13 protein-coding genes and 1 tRNA gene are annotated in these 15,422 nt (G+C 72.5%); 8 read left to right on the top strand and 6 right to left on the bottom strand.

Going from position 1 to position 15,422, the window contains the following annotated elements:
* Positions 1–287: 287 nt before the first annotated feature.
* Together ACZ6TB_RS21095 and ACZ6TB_RS21100 are read right to left on the bottom strand one after the other, a co-directional pair.
* Complete coding sequence (locus ACZ6TB_RS21095) at positions 288–4,199, bottom strand: hypothetical protein (protein ID WP_465556233.1); 3,912 nt, start codon at positions 4,197–4,199, stop codon at positions 288–290.
* A 144-nt stretch (positions 4,200–4,343) separates the two neighbouring features.
* Positions 4,344–5,993 (bottom strand): copper resistance CopC/CopD family protein, encoded by a 1,650-nt coding sequence (locus ACZ6TB_RS21100; protein WP_465556234.1) that lies wholly within the window; start codon positions 5,991–5,993, stop codon positions 4,344–4,346.
* A 113-nt stretch (positions 5,994–6,106) separates the two neighbouring features.
* Here ACZ6TB_RS21100 and ACZ6TB_RS21105 point away from each other — a divergent pair, with 113 nt between their 5' ends.
* From ACZ6TB_RS21105 to ACZ6TB_RS21135, 7 genes are all read left to right on the top strand, one after another.
* Complete coding sequence (locus ACZ6TB_RS21105; protein ID WP_465556235.1) at positions 6,107–6,655, top strand: sigma-70 family RNA polymerase sigma factor; 549 nt, start codon at positions 6,107–6,109, stop codon at positions 6,653–6,655.
* Between the two features lie 239 nt (positions 6,656–6,894).
* Positions 6,895–7,362, top strand: coding sequence for a MauE/DoxX family redox-associated membrane protein (locus ACZ6TB_RS21110; RefSeq protein WP_465556236.1), 468 nt, complete (start codon positions 6,895–6,897; stop codon positions 7,360–7,362).
* Entirely contained in the window at positions 7,359–8,111 is a 753-nt protein-coding gene (locus tag ACZ6TB_RS21115) for a DsbA family protein (RefSeq protein ID WP_465556237.1), read from the top strand. Before ACZ6TB_RS21110 ends, ACZ6TB_RS21115 begins: the two co-directional genes overlap by 4 nt.
* Positions 8,108–9,070 carry a hypothetical protein gene (locus tag ACZ6TB_RS21120; RefSeq protein WP_465556238.1) on the top strand — a complete coding sequence of 321 codons (963 nt, stop codon included), beginning with the start codon at positions 8,108–8,110 and terminating at the stop codon, positions 9,068–9,070. Before ACZ6TB_RS21115 ends, ACZ6TB_RS21120 begins: the two co-directional genes overlap by 4 nt.
* Positions 9,067–9,543 (top strand): thioredoxin-dependent thiol peroxidase, encoded by a 477-nt coding sequence (gene bcp, locus ACZ6TB_RS21125; protein WP_465556239.1) that lies wholly within the window; start codon positions 9,067–9,069, stop codon positions 9,541–9,543. Before ACZ6TB_RS21120 ends, bcp begins: the two co-directional genes overlap by 4 nt.
* Positions 9,544–9,696: 153 nt before the next feature.
* A complete protein-coding gene (locus tag ACZ6TB_RS21130; RefSeq protein WP_465556240.1) occupies positions 9,697–10,599 on the top strand; it encodes a hypothetical protein in 903 nt (300 codons plus the stop codon).
* Between the two features lie 51 nt (positions 10,600–10,650).
* Positions 10,651–10,737 (top strand) — tRNA-Leu (locus ACZ6TB_RS21135).
* Between the two features lie 2 nt (positions 10,738–10,739).
* Here the strand turns inward: ACZ6TB_RS21135 and ACZ6TB_RS21140 are convergent.
* Together ACZ6TB_RS21140 and ACZ6TB_RS21145 are read right to left on the bottom strand one after the other, a co-directional pair.
* Entirely contained in the window at positions 10,740–11,234 is a 495-nt protein-coding gene (locus ACZ6TB_RS21140; protein ID WP_465556241.1) for a DinB family protein, read from the bottom strand.
* 9 nt (positions 11,235–11,243) lie between these two features.
* On the bottom strand, positions 11,244–11,774 hold the full coding sequence (locus ACZ6TB_RS21145) for a TetR family transcriptional regulator (RefSeq protein ID WP_465556242.1): 531 nt from the start codon (positions 11,772–11,774) through the stop codon (positions 11,244–11,246).
* Positions 11,775–11,797: 23 nt separating this feature from the next.
* Here ACZ6TB_RS21145 and ACZ6TB_RS21150 point away from each other — a divergent pair, with 23 nt between their 5' ends.
* Positions 11,798–12,229, top strand: coding sequence for an SRPBCC family protein (locus ACZ6TB_RS21150; RefSeq protein ID WP_465556243.1), 432 nt, complete (start codon positions 11,798–11,800; stop codon positions 12,227–12,229).
* Between the two features lie 43 nt (positions 12,230–12,272).
* Here the strand turns inward: ACZ6TB_RS21150 and ACZ6TB_RS21155 are convergent, their stop codons facing one another.
* A complete protein-coding gene (locus tag ACZ6TB_RS21155) occupies positions 12,273–13,754 on the bottom strand; it encodes an FG-GAP repeat domain-containing protein (RefSeq protein ID WP_465556244.1) in 1,482 nt (493 codons plus the stop codon).
* Positions 13,755–13,820: 66 nt separating this feature from the next.
* Positions 13,821–15,305, bottom strand: coding sequence for a C40 family peptidase (locus ACZ6TB_RS21160; RefSeq protein ID WP_465556245.1), 1,485 nt, complete (start codon positions 15,303–15,305; stop codon positions 13,821–13,823).
* Between the last annotated feature and the right edge of the window lie 117 nt (positions 15,306–15,422).

Genomic DNA, 15,422 nt, shown 5'->3' on the forward strand with positions numbered 1-15,422 from the left:
AGCCTACGCCCGCGTATGGCTCGTCGCTGTCACGTCCCTCCTGGCCACCCGTCCGATTGCCGCCCAGGTTCGTGTTTTGTCAGCTTTCGGGGCAGGACTTCCCAGTTGCCCGGTTGACGGGATAAACTGGTCTTAACGGACGAAGCCCCCCTTCGGTTACTCCGTTCCCCCGGTAAAGGGCCCTCCGCGTCGGCAGCGCGGAGGGCCCTTTCGGTTCTTGCTCGGCTTTTGGGTCATATGACGAAGGCCGCCCGTTCGGGCGGCCTTCATACTGGTCTTTGCGCTGCTCAGTCGTCCTGCGGCCGGTTCGGCGCCGAACGCCGCCGCCGAACCGGCTCGGGCGGCGCCGGCTCGACCGGGTTCGTCACCGTCCGCCGCCGCCGACGCTGAGCCGAGGCGGCGAAGAGCTCGGCCGCCTCCTTCTGATAGTTGGAGAGCGCGCTGGCCGCTTTCTCGGCCGCCGTCGCCGTCTTCGCCGCACTCGTCCTGGCCGCTGGGGTCGCCTTGCCGGTCGGGGCCGTCCTGCCTGCCGCTCCCGCCGGCGCCGTCCTGGCCGTCGTTCCCGCCGGCGCCGCCTTGCTCGCCGTGCCTGCCGCTCGGCCGGCCGCGCCCGTCGGGGCCGGGGCCGGGGCCGCCTTGGCCACCGGGGCCGCCTTGCTCGCCGTGGCCGGCAGGGCCGCCTTGCTCGCCGCTGTCGTCCGGGTCGCCGCGGGCTTGGTGGCCTTCGCGGCCGCCGTCTTGGCCGGGACCTTCTTGGCGGTCTCGGCCGGAGCGTCGGCGGCCTTCGGTCTCGCCGTCTTGGTGGCGCGGACCCGCGTCACCTTCACCGGCTTGATCGCCCCCGCGAGGTCCTCGATCACGTCCGCGGCCGGGTCGTCGCCCTGCTCTTTGGCCGCCGCGGCCGCCCGTGCCGCCATCGTCTCGGCGGCCTTCCGCCAGGCGGCCGGGGCCGGCCGACCCGACCCGAGCCGGCTCGCGAGGCCTTCGTCCTGACCGCGGTGCGGATCGGCCGGCTTGCGCACCCCACCCGGGGCGGCCATCGGCCGCTGCGTCAGCGGGAAGTCGGCCCGGACCTCCGGCACCTCGGCATCGTCACTCTCGCCGGCGGGATCGGCTTCGGTGCCCTCACCCGCGTCGCTCGCGTCGGGCTCGGCGACGATCCGAGGGGCTTCGGCCCGCGCAGCGTCAGCCCTCGCGGCGTCAGCCCTCGCAGCGTCAGCCCTCGCAGCGTCAGCCCTCGCAGCGTCAGCCCTCGCGGCGTCAGCCAGCGCGACCTCGGCCATCGCGTCCTCGCGGCGGACCTCGCCGTCGGCGTTCGGCTCGGAGGTCTCGGCGCCGGACGGCTTTGGCATCGCACGCTGGGTGGGGCGGCCTTCGGCATCGTTCGTGGCAGGGGTGGCTCCGGTGATTCGCTCGCCGCGGGCCATGGCGTGCATGACGGCCGAGACATCCGAGCTCGCGGGGGCCACCCGCACGGGCGGCGTGATGTCGGGACTCGACGATTGCGCGGGTGCGGTGGTGCGCGGCGGGGTTGCTCGGTCCGCCTCCGGCTTGGCCGCGGTGTCGTCCGGTGCGGCGCCCGAGGCGCCGATCACGGAGGTCAGCCTGGGAGCGGACACCGGACCACGGTCATGGTCACCCGTTCCGGTGTCCGCCCCCGCGGCCTGCCGCGCCCTACTGGCGGATAGGGGCGCGGCGCCGGTGCTCGCGGTCGTCGCGGAAGCGGACGACCCGGCGGAAGCGGCCGGCGTGGCGAGCAAAGCCTGACCAGGGCCGGAAGCCCCGGAACTCGTGGCGGAAGAGGCCACGGTAGCCGCCGCGGCCTTCCCCGTCCCAGCCGGCGAGACGAGTTCTGCGTCACCCGGCGCCCGCTCGGCGGCGGCGACCGAGGGCCGCCCGAGCCCCTCGACCTTGGGGAACGGGCTGGGCCGCCGAGCCTTGCCGGTCTTGGCACCGGCACCTTCGGGCGCGGCGTCGGCCGGGGCGGCGCTTTCCGCCACGGCCGGCTTCGTGGCCGCGGCGGACGGGGACGGAACCCGCGAGGCCGGAGCCGCCTGACGCCCGACCCGCGGCGAGTCGGCGCGGGTGAGGCCGGTAGCGGACCAGTCCGTCGCGTTCGGGCCGGTGATCACGCTGACCCGCTGGCCCGCCGTGCGTGGATCACGATCGGCCATAACCTCACGCCCGGCCGGCACGGCTTCCCGCACCGTCGTCGTCTCCCGGCCCGCGCTCTCACGGGCAACGGGCGCGGTCTCGCGGGCAACGGGCGCGGTCTCCCGGGCAACGGGCGCAGTCTCGCGGCCGGCCGGCGTGCCTACCGGTGCGGAGCCGGGTGCGGACGACCCGCCCCGGCCGGGGGCGCTGTCGCCCGCCGGGGGGAGGTCGCCGCGTGCGGCTCGGGCGTCGGCGGCTCCGGCGGCGTAGGCGGCGGCCACATCGCTGGAGGACATCGAGGGCGCGCCGCCGGTCGACTCGGGCGAATCCGGCGAAGCTTCGTCCTCCGGGCGGCCGGCGGCGGCCGCGGCCTTGCGGCGGGCCACCTCGGCCATGCGGGCGGCGGCGGTGGCCTCGGTTTCGCGGGCTCGTTCGGCGGCGGTCTCGGCGACCCAGGCGTCTACTGCCGAAGCGTGGAACATCGGCAGGTCGGACGGGTCGGCGGTGCGACGCTTGCCACCCCGGGCGCCGCTGCGGCCGAAGAGGGAGTCGGGCGATGACGGCAGGTCGCCGAGTGGCAGCGACACCGGGCCACCCGCCGACGCCGCCTGGATGAAGTTGAGCGGCTCGCCGGGCGCGGGCACCCGGCCGAGCGGAGAGGCCGGGCGGCCGGGAATCGCCGTCGCCGCGGCGTATTCGGCCGCGCTGGGTGGACCCGAGACCGCCATCCCGGCGGCGAAGGGCGCACCCGACACGGCCGCTCCGGCGGAAAGAGGCGCGCCAGAAACCGGCGCACCCGACACGGCCGCACCAGCGGAAAGAGGCGCGCTAGAAACCGGCGCACCCGACACGGACGCACCAGCGGAAAGGGCCGCGCCGGAAACCGGCGCACCCGACACCGGCGTCTCGGCCGCAAGCGGCGAACCCGGCGTCGCCTCCGCGAAAGGCGCGCCCGACACCGGCAGCCCGGTGGGGAACGGCGCGCCAGAAACCGGCACGCCGGCGGAGAGCGGCACCTCGGCGGAAAGCGCGGCGCCGGCGGAAAGCGGGACACCCGCGGAAAGCGCGGCCTCCGCGGGAAAGGGGCCACCCGCGGAAAGCGCGGCACCAGCGGAAAGCGGGACACCGGCCGGAAGCGCCACACCGGGCGAGAGCGGCACCCCGGACGCGGGGACGGGGACGGCGGCGGGACCGGTCAGGGCCGGCTTTGCGGCCGGCGGCCAGGTGAACTCGAGCGCGGAGGACGGGAGGGCGGCCCTCGGGGCGTCCGCCAGCGAGCGGGGACGGTGGGCGCCGGCGGGGCGGGCGGCGGCCAGCTTGTTGAGGGGCAAAGGGGCGCCGATGGCGGCCATCAGGTCGGGGACCTGGCTGGGCTCCACGACGTAGATGACCTCGCGGCGGCGGCCGGGCCAGGCCAGGACGATCAGGCCGACCATGACCAGCAGGGTGCCCAGCGTCAGCAGGCCCCAGGTGCTGGAGTTCAGCCAACCGGGGCGGAGCTCGGCCGACGACGTCAGCACCAGGCCGGACTTCGCGCCGGGGCTCATCACGACCAGGCTGTACGGGCCACCGCGCACGTCGCCGGGGGACCAGGCGATGCTGCCCTCGCCGGTGCGCAGCCAGAAGGACGCCCGGGCGGGAACGAGGGCCGGGGCCTGGCGGCCGGGCAGGGCGTTGGTGGCGACCGGCAGCGCGCCGGTGCCGATGTCGACGGTGCGGACCGTGCTGTAGGGGACGCCGCCCAGGTACTCCTGGACCGCGGCCGTCGGGGCGATGCCGAGGAAGGCCGGCCCGTCCTGCGTCCGCGCGTTGACCCGCAGCTGGGAGTCCCCGACCCGGGTGAACGGCGCGTCGGCGCGCAGCAGGTGGTCGACGTCGGGGACGACGACGGCGTAGCCGGGCACGGCCAGCCGCTGGAGGTCGCCGCCGAAGGCGCCGCCCTGGTCGCGGTGCTGCATGGCGGTCCACAGCGCCGCGCCCGCGAGCAGCGACGGCAAACCGATGGTCAGCAGCACCATGCCGAGGATCGTGCGGAGCACCCGCATCAGCTTCTCCCCCTATCTCAGGCCGTACTGCGGAGACCATACAGATCCAAATAACCCCAAAGTGGTCAAATAGCGTCTAAATCGCTGACGGACGTGACAGTGGCCCGAGCCCCGGCGGGCTCGGGCCACAAAAAACTGGAAAAATCAGGAAATGTTGGCGGTCATCGTCAGCGTCTGCTCGTCGATGTCGCTCGTGCGGGCCGTGAACTTGAACGTCCACTGCCCGGCCGACGGCAACGCGATGTCGCCCACCGCGTGGAAATCCGTGATCCGCAGCAGCGGAATCGGGATCGGCTCGATTCCCTTGGACGCGAGCGCCGCCGTGCCGGTCCATTCGACGACCGTCAGCGGCTTGTTGTCGGGCGTGTACGCGTACAGGTGAAGGGAGTTGTTTCCGACGGTGGCCGGGAAGATGTCCACCTGGAGCGCCATCGTGCTGCTGGTCAGCGTCTGCGTGACGGTGCTGCTCGTGTCGGCGGTCGAGGCGGCCTCGGCCGTGCGCGGCGGCGCGATCTGCACGAGCGCCGCGGTGACCCCGAGCACCACCGCCGTGATCGCCAGCTCGACGCCGACCACCCGGCGCAACCCGCGCGGCTCGGCCTCGGCCTGTTTCGAGCGCACCAGCCGGCGCGACCACCAGGCCACGCCGAGGACGCAGGCCGCCAAGGCGACCTTCACCAAGATCAGGCGGCCGTACGTGCTGTTGACCAACCCGTCGAGCGTGGACACCTCGATCAGCGCCTGCACGACGCCGGCCAGGATCAGCGCGCTCACCGCCGTCGCCGCCCAGCGCGACCAGATCGGCAGGATCGCCGCGAGCTCACGCTCGTTGGCCTGCCGCAGCAGGAAGCCGACGAGCATGACCAGCCCGCCGAGCCAGACCGACATGGCGGCCAGGTGGATCGCGTCGATCACCACCGAGACGCCGGCCACCGGCGACGCCGTCGGGTGACCGGTCAGCGGCCAGGTGGCCAGGGCCGCGACGCCGAGCACGCCGAGCAGGGCCAGGTCGGTCTTCGACTCGCCGGAACCCTTGAGCAGCGGCCGCAACAGCAGGGCGGCGGCGCAGAGCACGCCGAGCCGCACCAGCATGACGGCCCCGAACGTGCTGCCGAGGACATCACGGAGGTCTCCCACCCGTACGTCGAAAAGCCCGGTCCCGATCGAGTAGGGGACCTGGAGCCAGATCGCCATCAGCGTGCTGAACGTGACCAGGCCCATGCCCGTCCAGATCACCCGGGACGGCCCGCGGCGGCTGAGCCGGTGCGGCCACAGCAGGGCCAGCACGAGCGCCGGCCCGACCAGGAGCACCAGTCCCGCGTACCCCAGATATTTGCCGACCGGGATGAGCGCCCGGACCACCGGGTCGACCTTGGTCTCGTCGACCGCCGCCGACGGGGTCGCCGACGCCGCGCCCACCGAGTAGGTGATGCTGCCGCCGACCGGGTGACTGTCGGCCGAGATCACCCGGAAGCTCACCAGATAGGTGCCCCGGCCGCCGCCCGAGCGCAGCGGGATCGTCAGCGCCGACCCGTTCACCGTGGGTTCGCCCTGGTCGGCACGGGTGCCGTCGGGCGCGAGCACCTGGATCTTGCCGGTGACGATCTGGACCGACTCGGTGAAGGTCAGGGTCACCTTGTTGGGCGCGTCGGGCACGATCGTGCCGTTGCCCGGGTCGCTCGCGACGAGCGCCGCGTGCGCGCTGGCCGGCGACGCCGGGCCGAGCAGCACGAGGAAGAGCCCGATCAGCAGGCCGATGCCACCGGCAACGGCCCGTCGACGATCAAAGGTCATGCGCGCCATGCTCCCCGATCCGGTCAGAAGCTCCCACGGGCGGGTAGTCGCCCGTGCGGCCCACATGGTTCCAGAAGGCGCCGACAATTCTGCTCCGCGTACCATGGCCGACCATGACGGAGGGTGAGAACGGCGCAGATCCCACCACGTTGCTGGCGATAAAGGCCGGCGCGGGGGACCCGGCTGCGCAGGCCGCGTTCGTGCGCGCCACCCAGGCCGAGGTGTGGCGATTCACCGCCGCCCTGGTCGACACCGGCGCCGCCGACGATCTCACTCAGGAAACCTACCTCCGCGCGTTCAAGGCGTTGCCCGGCTTCGAGGGCCGCTCGAGCGTGCGCACCTGGCTGCTCGGCATCGCCCGCCGCACGTGCGCCGACCACCTGCGGGCCGTGGTGCGCCGCCGCCGGCTCGACGCCCGGCTCGCCGCCCAGGCCTGCACCGACCTGCCCGCGCCCGACCCGGCCTACCGGCTGAGCACCGCCGACCTGCTCGGCCACCTCAGCGAGGAGCGGCGCACCGCGTTCGTGCTCACCCAGGTGCTCGGCCTCTCCTACGCCGAGGCCGCCGCCGTCGAGGACGTGCCGGTCGGCACGATCCGCTCGCGGGTGGCCCGCGCCCGCGACGAACTGGTGACCGCGGTGGCCCAGGCCCGCGCGGTCTGAAGCCGGCCGAGCGGGCCGGGCAACGAGGCGGGCTGCGCAAAGAGGCGGGCTGGGCAAAGAGGCGGGCCGGGCAAAGAGGCGGGCCGGGCCAAGAAGCCGGCCGAGCAAGCTGATCAAAAGGGGTCCAAAGTCCCTCCCAGCCGGTTCCCAGACAAAGCACAGTTGATTGAGGGAACCTGGCGAGCGAGGACTTCGACTAACAGGGCGTGACGATGGAAACGAGGCAGTTGCCTGCCCGGATGACGGCTGCCTGGCCGTGGATCTCCACGGTGGCGCGGCTCGGCCTGGCGGCGGTGTTCCTGACCGCGGGCGCGCTCAAGGTCGGTGACCTGGCCGAATCGGGTCGCGCCGTCAACGCGTACCGGCTGATGTCCTTCGATACCGCCAAGGTGGTCGGCGCCGTCCAGCCGTTCCTGGAGATCGCGCTCGGCCTGCTCCTGCTGATCGGCCTGGCCGTCCGGCTGAGCGCCGCGATCGCCGCGCTGGTCCTGGTGATCTTCATCGCCGGGATCGTGTCGGCGTGGGCCCGCGGCCTGCAGATCGACTGTGGCTGCTTCAGCAAGGGCGGCGACCTGACCGGCGGCCGCACCGCCCAGTACGGCCTGGAGATCCTGCGCGATGTGGGATTCCTCGTCCTGGCCGGGATATTGCTGGTGAAGCCGCGCACCCGGTTCTCACTGGACGGACTTCTGATGGGGGAAAGATGAGCAAGGGCAACCGGGCGCGAGACCGGCAGGCCGCCAAACGGATCGTCGAGCAGCAGAAGGCGGCCGCCCGGCGGCGCCGGGTGACGATCTGGACGTCGGTCGCCGTGGTCGGTGTGCTGCTGATCGCCGGCCTGATCGGCTGGGGCGTCTACGCCAACCAGCAGCACAAGACCGAGGCGAGCAAGGTGAGCACGCCCAGCGTGGCGGTCGACGACGGCACGGCGTTCGCGGTGGGCACCGGGCCGGTCACGATCGATCTCTACGAAGACTTCATGTGCCCGATCTGCCACAACTTCGAGACCAACTCGGCCGACACGCTCAACACGCTGGTCGACGAGAAGAAGGTGACCGTCCGGTACCACCCGGTGGCGATCCTCGACCGGTCCTCGAACGGCACCCAGTACTCCACCCGGTCAGCGGGCGCGGCGGCGGCCGCGGCCGAGGGCGGGAAGTTCAAGGAGTACCACGACGTGCTCTACCAGAACCAGCCGCCGGAGAACAGCGACGGCCTCGACAACGCCAAGCTCATCGAGCTGGGCAAGCAGGTCGGGCTGGGCGACGCCTTCGCGCAGGCGGTCAACGACAAGACGTACGACACCTGGGCCGGCAAGGTGACCGACACGTTCTCGTCGCGCGGCTTCAACGCCACGCCGACCGTGGTGGTCAACGGCAAGCAGCTGCAGGGCGCCGGCGGCTCGGTGCCCACTTCGGACGATCTCACCAAGGCCGTGGCGGCGGCCGCGGGGTGAGACGCCTCGCCCTTCTGGTGATCGTGGCCGGCGCGTTCCTCGCGCCGGCCACGCCCGCGTTCGCGCACGGTGGGGACGCGCCCGACGCGACCGCCTACCGCACGACGGTCACCGGGATCAGCGTTCCGGAAAAGGGCTTGAGCGTCCGTACGGTGGAAGCCGGCGCGCGCCTCGAGCTCAGCAACACGACCGGGCACTCGGTCGAGGTGCTCGGCTACTCCGGCGAGCCCTACCTCGACATCCGGCCCGACGGCACCTGGCAGAACGTCAACTCCCCCGCCGCGTACCTCAACGAGACCTTGACCGGCGAGACCCCCGTGCCCGCCACCGCCGATCCCACCGCGCCCCCCGCCTGGCGCCGCGTCTCGGGCGCGACCACCGTGCGCTGGCACGATCAGCGCACGCACTGGCTGAGCGCCGGCCGTCCGCCGCCGGCGAGCGCCGACCCGACCCGCGCGCATCGCCTCCGGGACTGGACGGTTCCGCTGCGGGCGCAGGTGCGGACGTTCGAGATCAGGGGCACGCTCGACTGGGTGCCGCCGCCGCGCGCCGGGCTCTGGTGGGGCATCGCGGCCCTGGCCGGCGTCCTGCTGACCGGCCTGCTGATCAGGTGGCCGGGCGGGGTGCGGCCGGTCGCGCTCATCGGTGGGCTACTTCCGCTCGCGTACGCCCTGAGCACCGTCCTCGACGGGATCAGCCCACCGTTGGTGCTGATCGTCGTGGGCCTGATCGTGCTCGCCGCCGCCTATCGGCACCCGCCGTTCTTCCTGGCCCTGGCCGGGGCCTGCCTCGCCCTCTTCGCGGGCCTGACCGAGACGGCCGTCTTCCGCGGAGCGGTTCTGCCGGTCTCGGGGCCGGGCTGGCTCACCCGTACGTGCGTGGCCCTCGCGTTGAGCGCGGGAATCGCACTCACCGTGACCGGAGTCCGCGGTATCCGCCGGTCTATCGTCGTCGCATGACTGACACCGCCCGACTCTCGGCCGGCGACGCCGCGCCGGAGTTCTCGCTGCCCACCGACAACGGCGACCGGCTCACGCTGAAGGACCTGCGCGGCCGCAAGGTGGTGCTCTACGCCTACCCCGCCGCGATGACCCCCGGCTGCACCACGCAGGCGTGCGACTTCCGCGACTCGCTGGCCTCGCTGCAGGCCGCGGGCTACGAGGTGATCGGCATCTCCCCCGACGCCCCGGCCAAGCTGGCGAAGTTCCGCGAGCGCGACGCGATCACGTTCCCCCTGGTCAGCGACGAGGACAAGAGCGTCCTGACGGCGTACGGCGCGTTCGGCGAGAAGAAGAACTACGGCCGCACGATGATGGGCGTGATCCGCTCGACCTTCGTGATCGACGAAAACGGCGTCATCGAGCGCGCGCTCTACAACGTGAAGGCCACCGGCCACGTCGCCAAGCTCCGCCGGGATTTGGGAATCGACTGAACATTTCCGAAGATCCCCCCTTTTCCGGCCGATCATTCGGTCACGACCACCGGTCTCCCGCGCCCACGGCGGCCGTCACGCGGCTCGATCCGCGAGGCGGCCGCCGTGCTCGTGCTCCGCGCTCTTGTCGTACCCCGTCGGTACGTTCCCACCATGCCGCACGTGAAGTACACCCGCGAGTCCCTCGCCGACGCCGCCGCGGCGGCGACCACGATGGCCGGGGTGCTGCGCGCCCTCGGCGTCCCGCTGAACGGCGGCACCCATGCCCACCTGCGTCGACGCCTCACCCTGTGGGAAATCGACACGGCGCATTTCGTGGGCAGCGGGCACGCCCGTGGCATCGTCAGCCCCCGCCGCCGCCGCGCGGACGAGATCCTCGTGGTGCGTCCCCGCGACGCCAAGCGACAAGCGCCCGGTGTGCTCCGACGCGCCCTGGAAGAGTCGGGGCGGCCCTATCGCTGCGCCGCCTGCGGCTGCGGCGGTCACTGGAACGGCAAGCCCCTGACGTTGCAGATCGACCACATCGACGGGCGGTTCTGGGACTGCCGGGCGGGGAACCTCCGCTTCCTCTGCCCCAACTGCCACACACAGACGACCAACTACGCGGGCCGCAACCGGCCTCGGCAGCAGGCGCCGCTCACCCGGGTCGACGCGCTCGGCCGGCCGGTCGCCTCGACGCCGAGCGGGGCCGCGCTCGACGACGCGGCCAAGGTCGAGATCCTCGAACGGGTCGGCCGGCGCGAGGTCACAGTCGCCGACGCCGCGCGCGCGATCGGGTGCAGCCCTGGGCACGTCTACGAGCTGCGCCGACGGCTGGCCGAACGCGGATCGATCGTGCCCGCGCCCCGGTGTCCTCGGCCGCGGGCGGCGCACCGGGATGAGGTTGTCGCGTTCGCGTTGTGCCACCCGCTCTTCGGGCCGCGGAAGATAGCCGCCGCCCTCCGCCTGCGGCCCGAGCCGATTGTGGTGTCGGCCGGCACGATCGGGAGCATCCTGCGCGACGCCGGGCTCGGGACGCAGGCCGAGCGGGTGGCGGCGGCCGTGACCGGGGATTGACCTTTGACCGTCTAGACTCTCTTCAACGTTTGGCCCGGTGGGGCGAGACGTGCGGGAGTGGCGAAATTGGCAGCCGCGCGGGTTTTAGGTGCCCGTGCCCGAGAGGGCGTGAGGGTTCGAGTCCCTTCTTCCGCACCAGGTCAGCGGCCCGTTACGCCGTCGATGAGCTCGCGCAGGATGTCGGCGTGGCCGGCGTGGCGGACGGTCTCGCTGGTCACGTGGGCCAGCACCCAGCGCAGCGTGCGCGGCGCGTCGGCGACCGGCTGGGCGGTTCGGGTCTCCATGCTCTCGGCCGCTCGGATGTGGGCGTCGCTCTCGGCGATCGCGGCTCGGTAGCCGGCGATGACCTCGGCGGCGGTGCGGGATGCCGGGACGACCATGTCGAAATCGACCTCGGCCCAGCGCGGGTCGCCGGCCAGGGTGTGGCCGAACCAGTAGCGCTCGGCGTCGGTCAGGTGCTGTGCCAGGCCGAGCAGCGTCGTGTCGGAGACGACCAGGCGGCGGCGCAGCTGGTCCTCGTCGAGGCCGTCGAGCTTCTTCAGCACGCACGATCGGGCGAAGGCCAGGAAGGCCAGGGCCGTCTCCCGCTCGCCGTCGTCGTCGAGGGGCACGCGTTCGCGTTGGGTCTCCAGCATCCGTCGACCCTACGGCGAAGCCAGACCGACGAAGAGGGCGTACGCCTCGTCGACCTCCGCCCGCGGCGCACCGGCCAGCAGGTCGAGCAGCAACCCCCGGGTCACTGCCACGCCCAGGCGCAGCGCGGCGCGGTCGGGCTCCAGCCCAAGTCCGGAAGCCACCGCCGCCGCGTCCTCCAGCCACGGGCCGGTCAGGCCGTCGTCCAGCGACGCCGGCCCGCGCGTGGTCAGGGCCGCCACCTCGAAGAACAACCGCACGAACGGCCGCAGCTCGGGGCTCGACACCCGCCCCCACAGCCCGGTCATCACCTCGCGCGGGGTTCCGGCCGGCATCGCGCTCATCGCCGCCCGCTGCTGGGCCTCGACCGCGGCGACGATGGCCGCCAGCAGGCCTTCCCGCGAGCCGAAGTGGTAGAGCAGCATCCGGTGGCTGGTGCCGGCGCTCGCCGCGATCTCGCGCAGGCTGCGGTCGGCCAGGCCGTCCCGCGCGACGGCGGTCATCACCTTCGTGAGCAAGGCCTCACGGGATTCACGATCCATGTACCAAATGGTACAGTCACCTCATGTACCGGGAGAACAGCACCGTCATCAGCGCGCCGCCGTCCCTGGTCTGGCGCCTCACCACCGACGTCGCGGAGTGGCCGTCCTTCATGCCGACCGTCCAGAGCGTCACGCTGCTCGACCCGGGCCCGCTGCGCATCGGCAGCCGGGCGCGGGTCAAGCAGCCCGGCCAGACGGCCGCCGTCTGGACCGTGACCACCCTGTCCCCCACGACGGAGTTCACCTGGGAGACCAGGCGGATGGGCCTGCGCATGATCGGCCGTCACCTGCTCGCCCCCGAGGGCGACGGCACCCGCAACACGCTCTCCATCGAGGTGACCGGCCGCGGCGCCGGCCTGTTCGCGGCCCTGTTCGGCGGCATGATCGCCCGGGTGATCGCCCGGGAGAACGTGGCCTTCACGCGGGCCGCCGCCGCGCCGATCTCCGCCGAGTGAGAAGCTGCCGGGCCCGCATGCGGACCCGGCAGCAACCCGGGGGTCAGGAGGCGAAGTAGAGCCGGCCGAGACCGTCCGGCACCTGCAGACCGTGGTAGCGACCCCAGCCCGAGCTGACCGACCGGCCGCCGTCGAAACCACTGCCGGTGTTCAGCCGCACCGACACGTCGGTGCCGCCGTGCACGATCATGTCGGCGCGGTGGTCGCCGTTGAAGTCGGCGAAGTACAACCGGCCGAGACCGTCCGGAATCTGCATCCCGTGGTAACGACCCCACCCCGAGCTGACCGACCGGCCACCGTCGAAACCACTGCCGGTGTTCAGCCGTACGGAAAGATCAGTCCCGGAATGCACGAACATGTCCGCCCGCCCATCGCCGTTGAAGTCCGCGAAGTACAGCCGGCCGAGACCGTTCGCCACCTGCAGGCCGTGGTAGCGGCCCCAGCCCGAGCTGACCGAGCGGCCGCCGTCGAAGCCGCTGCCGGTGTTCAGCCGCACCGACACGTCGGTGCCACCGTGGACGATCATGTCCGCCCGCCCGTCACCGTTGAAGTCGGCGAAGTAGAGCCGACCGAGACCGTCCGGCACGTCCATGCCCTGGTAGCGACCCCAGCCCGAGCTGACCGAGCGGCCGCCGTCGAACGCGCTGCCGGTGTTCAGCCGGACCGACACGTCGGTGCCGCTGTGCACGATCATGTCGGTCCGGTGGTCGCCGTTGAAGTCGGCGAAGTACAGCCGGCCGAGGCCGTTCGGGACCTGCATCCCGAGGTAGCGGCCCCAGCCCGAGCTGACCGAGCGGCCGCCGTCCCAGGCACTGCCGGTGTTCAGCCGCACCGACACGTCGGTGCCGCTGTGCACGATCATGTCGGCCCGGGCGTCGCCGTCGAAGCTGTCGTAGTGGCCGTCGGTGGCGTAGTCCCAGACCGCGTCCACGATCTTGCCGGCGTCGCTCGCCTCGACGGCGTAGCGGTCGGGGTACGCGGACACCTGCACCGCCTGGCACACCTCGCCGATCGGCGCCGACTGCCACGCGTTGCCCGGGTACTTGTCGATCATCTTGTTGAGGAACGCGTTGGTCGCCCAGATCGGGTCGGTGCGCTGGGCCGCGCTGCCCCACGAGGCCCGCTGCTGGAACAGGCCGAGGCTGTCGTGGTCGACGGCCACGTCGTAGTTCTGCAGGCTCGACTCGACGATGGCGGTGGTGACCGCGATGACCGCGGCCCGCCGGACGAGGTTGCGGTTCCGGACCGCCTTGGTGATCATCCGGGCGCAGGAGACCCGGTACGCCGTCATGTAGCCGTCGAGCTTGTCGGTGAGGGTGGTGTTCAGCGCGGCGGCGAGGTCGGCGTCGGCGCTGGTCGTCCCGTTGTCGTCGCAGGGGACGCTGGAGATGGCGGCGGTCACGCTCTGGGCGGCCGGCAGGGGCGGGTCGGTCGCGGCGTGCGCGGCCGGCGTCATCGTGAGGATCATCGAACCGGCCGCCAGCGTCGCGGTCAGCAGCCGGCGCAGGGATGTGCTCGGAGTCATGCTGTCTCCCGGGAAAAGGGGGCTGCCGGGCCCGAGGGGCTGGGCCCGGCAGCGGCGTGCGGGCGGTTACGAGGCGAAGTAGAGGCGGCCGAGGCCGTCCGGGACCTGCATGCCGAAGTAGCGGCCCCAGCCCGAGCTGACCGAGCGGCCGCCGTCGAAGCCGTCGCCGGTGTTGAACCGCACCGAGATGTCGGTGCCGCTGTGCACGATCAGGTCGGTCCGGTGGTCGCCGTTGAAGTCGGCGAGGTAGAGGCGACCGAGGCCGTCCGGCACCTGAAGGCCGTGGTAACGACCCCACCCCGAGCTGACCGAGCGGCCACCGTCGAAACCACTGCCGGTGTTCAGCCGTACGGAAAGATCCGTCCCGGAATGCACGAACATGTCCGCGCGTCCGTCACCGTTGAAGTCCGCGAAGTACAACCGGCCGAGGCCGTCCGGAATCTGCATCCCGTGGTAACGACCCCACCCCGAGCTGACCGACCGGCCACCGTCGAACCCACTGCCGGTGTTCAGCCGTACGGAAAGATCCGTCCCGGAATGCACGAACATGTCCGCGCGTCCATCGCCGTTGAAGTCCGCGAAGTACAACCGGCCCAGGCCGTCCGGCACCTGGAGACCGTGGTAGCGGCCCCAGCCCGAGCTGACCGAGCGGCCGCCGTCGAAGCCGCTGCCGGTGTTCAGCCGCACCGAGACGTCGGTGCCACCGTGGACGATCATGTCGGTCCGGTGGTCGCCGTTGAAGTCCGCGAAGTACAGCCGGCCCATGCCGTCCGGCACGTCCATGCCCTGGAAGCGACCCCAGCCCGAGCTGACCGAGCGGCCGCCGTCCCAGGCACTGCCGGTGTTCAGCCGCACCGACACGTCGGTGCCGCTGTGCACGATCATGTCGGCCCGGGCGTCGCCGTCGAAGCTGTCGTAGGTGCCGTCGAGGATGTTGTCGTACCGGACCGGCGTGTAGACGGAGGCGTCGCTCTGGCTCCACGTGTCCTGGACCGTGCCGGTGCTGCCGGCCTGCTCGATCACCACCGGCTTGGTGTGCGCCGAGTCCGACCACTTGAGGAACAGGGCCACGTGGTTCTGGTGCGGGTCGCCGGTGTGCCGCAGCAGCGCGTCGCCCGGTTCCAGCGCGGAGCGGGCGATCACGTGCGACCGCTCGTCCAGGTTGCCGGTCCACCACGCGTCGCCGTCGCCGAGGCCCCACGCCATCGAGACGAACCCGGAGCAGTCGGTGCGGTAGTCGCCGTAACCGTTGCGGTAACAGCGTTCCTGGCTGTATGGGACCCCACCCACACTGAGCCAGCTGCGGGCCCGGGTGAGCACCTCGTCCCGGGTCAGCTGCTTGTCGTCGAGGCCGCTGGTGTCGCACGGCAGCGCGGTGGTGCCGACCGCGGCGAGCGCGCCGGCCGAGACCGACGGCAGGTTGCCGGGGTACGACGGCAGCGGCGGATCGCCGGGCGTCCCGCCGGTGGCCGCGGCCGACACTCCCGGCGGCACGGCCACCAGGGCCAGCACGGCGGCCACCCCCACGGCCAGCCCTCTGAGCTTGTTCATCTGTCTGGACCTCCCCCTTCCAGGCGGGCGACTCGGGCGCCCGGCACGGAAAGCATGGGGTTGTTCGCTCTACGTTCACTGGAGGGCTGAAACCCGTACTGCTCCCGTACTACGCTT

Source organism: Actinoplanes sp. NPDC051537, assembly GCF_055586105.1.

Excerpts from the sequence above, each read along its gene's own strand:
- ACZ6TB_RS21095 (WP_465556233.1), bottom strand. The coding sequence starts at position 4,199 with ATGCGGGTGCTCCGCACGATCCTCGGCATGGTGCTGCTGACCATCGGT.
- ACZ6TB_RS21100 (WP_465556234.1), bottom strand. The coding sequence starts at position 5,993 with ATGACCTTTGATCGTCGACGGGCCGTTGCCGGTGGCATCGGCCTGCTG.
- ACZ6TB_RS21105 (WP_465556235.1), top strand. The coding sequence starts at position 6,107 with ATGACGGAGGGTGAGAACGGCGCAGATCCCACCACGTTGCTGGCGATA.
- ACZ6TB_RS21110 (WP_465556236.1), top strand. The coding sequence starts at position 6,895 with ATGACGGCTGCCTGGCCGTGGATCTCCACGGTGGCGCGGCTCGGCCTG.
- ACZ6TB_RS21115 (WP_465556237.1), top strand. The coding sequence starts at position 7,359 with ATGAGCAAGGGCAACCGGGCGCGAGACCGGCAGGCCGCCAAACGGATC.
- bcp (WP_465556239.1), top strand. The coding sequence starts at position 9,067 with ATGACTGACACCGCCCGACTCTCGGCCGGCGACGCCGCGCCGGAGTTC.
- ACZ6TB_RS21130 (WP_465556240.1), top strand. The coding sequence starts at position 9,697 with ATGCCGCACGTGAAGTACACCCGCGAGTCCCTCGCCGACGCCGCCGCG.
- ACZ6TB_RS21140 (WP_465556241.1), bottom strand. The coding sequence starts at position 11,234 with ATGCTGGAGACCCAACGCGAACGCGTGCCCCTCGACGACGACGGCGAG.
- ACZ6TB_RS21145 (WP_465556242.1), bottom strand. The coding sequence starts at position 11,774 with ATGGATCGTGAATCCCGTGAGGCCTTGCTCACGAAGGTGATGACCGCC.
- ACZ6TB_RS21150 (WP_465556243.1), top strand. The coding sequence starts at position 11,798 with ATGTACCGGGAGAACAGCACCGTCATCAGCGCGCCGCCGTCCCTGGTC.
- ACZ6TB_RS21155 (WP_465556244.1), bottom strand. The coding sequence starts at position 13,754 with ATGACTCCGAGCACATCCCTGCGCCGGCTGCTGACCGCGACGCTGGCG.
- ACZ6TB_RS21160 (WP_465556245.1), bottom strand. The coding sequence starts at position 15,305 with ATGAACAAGCTCAGAGGGCTGGCCGTGGGGGTGGCCGCCGTGCTGGCC.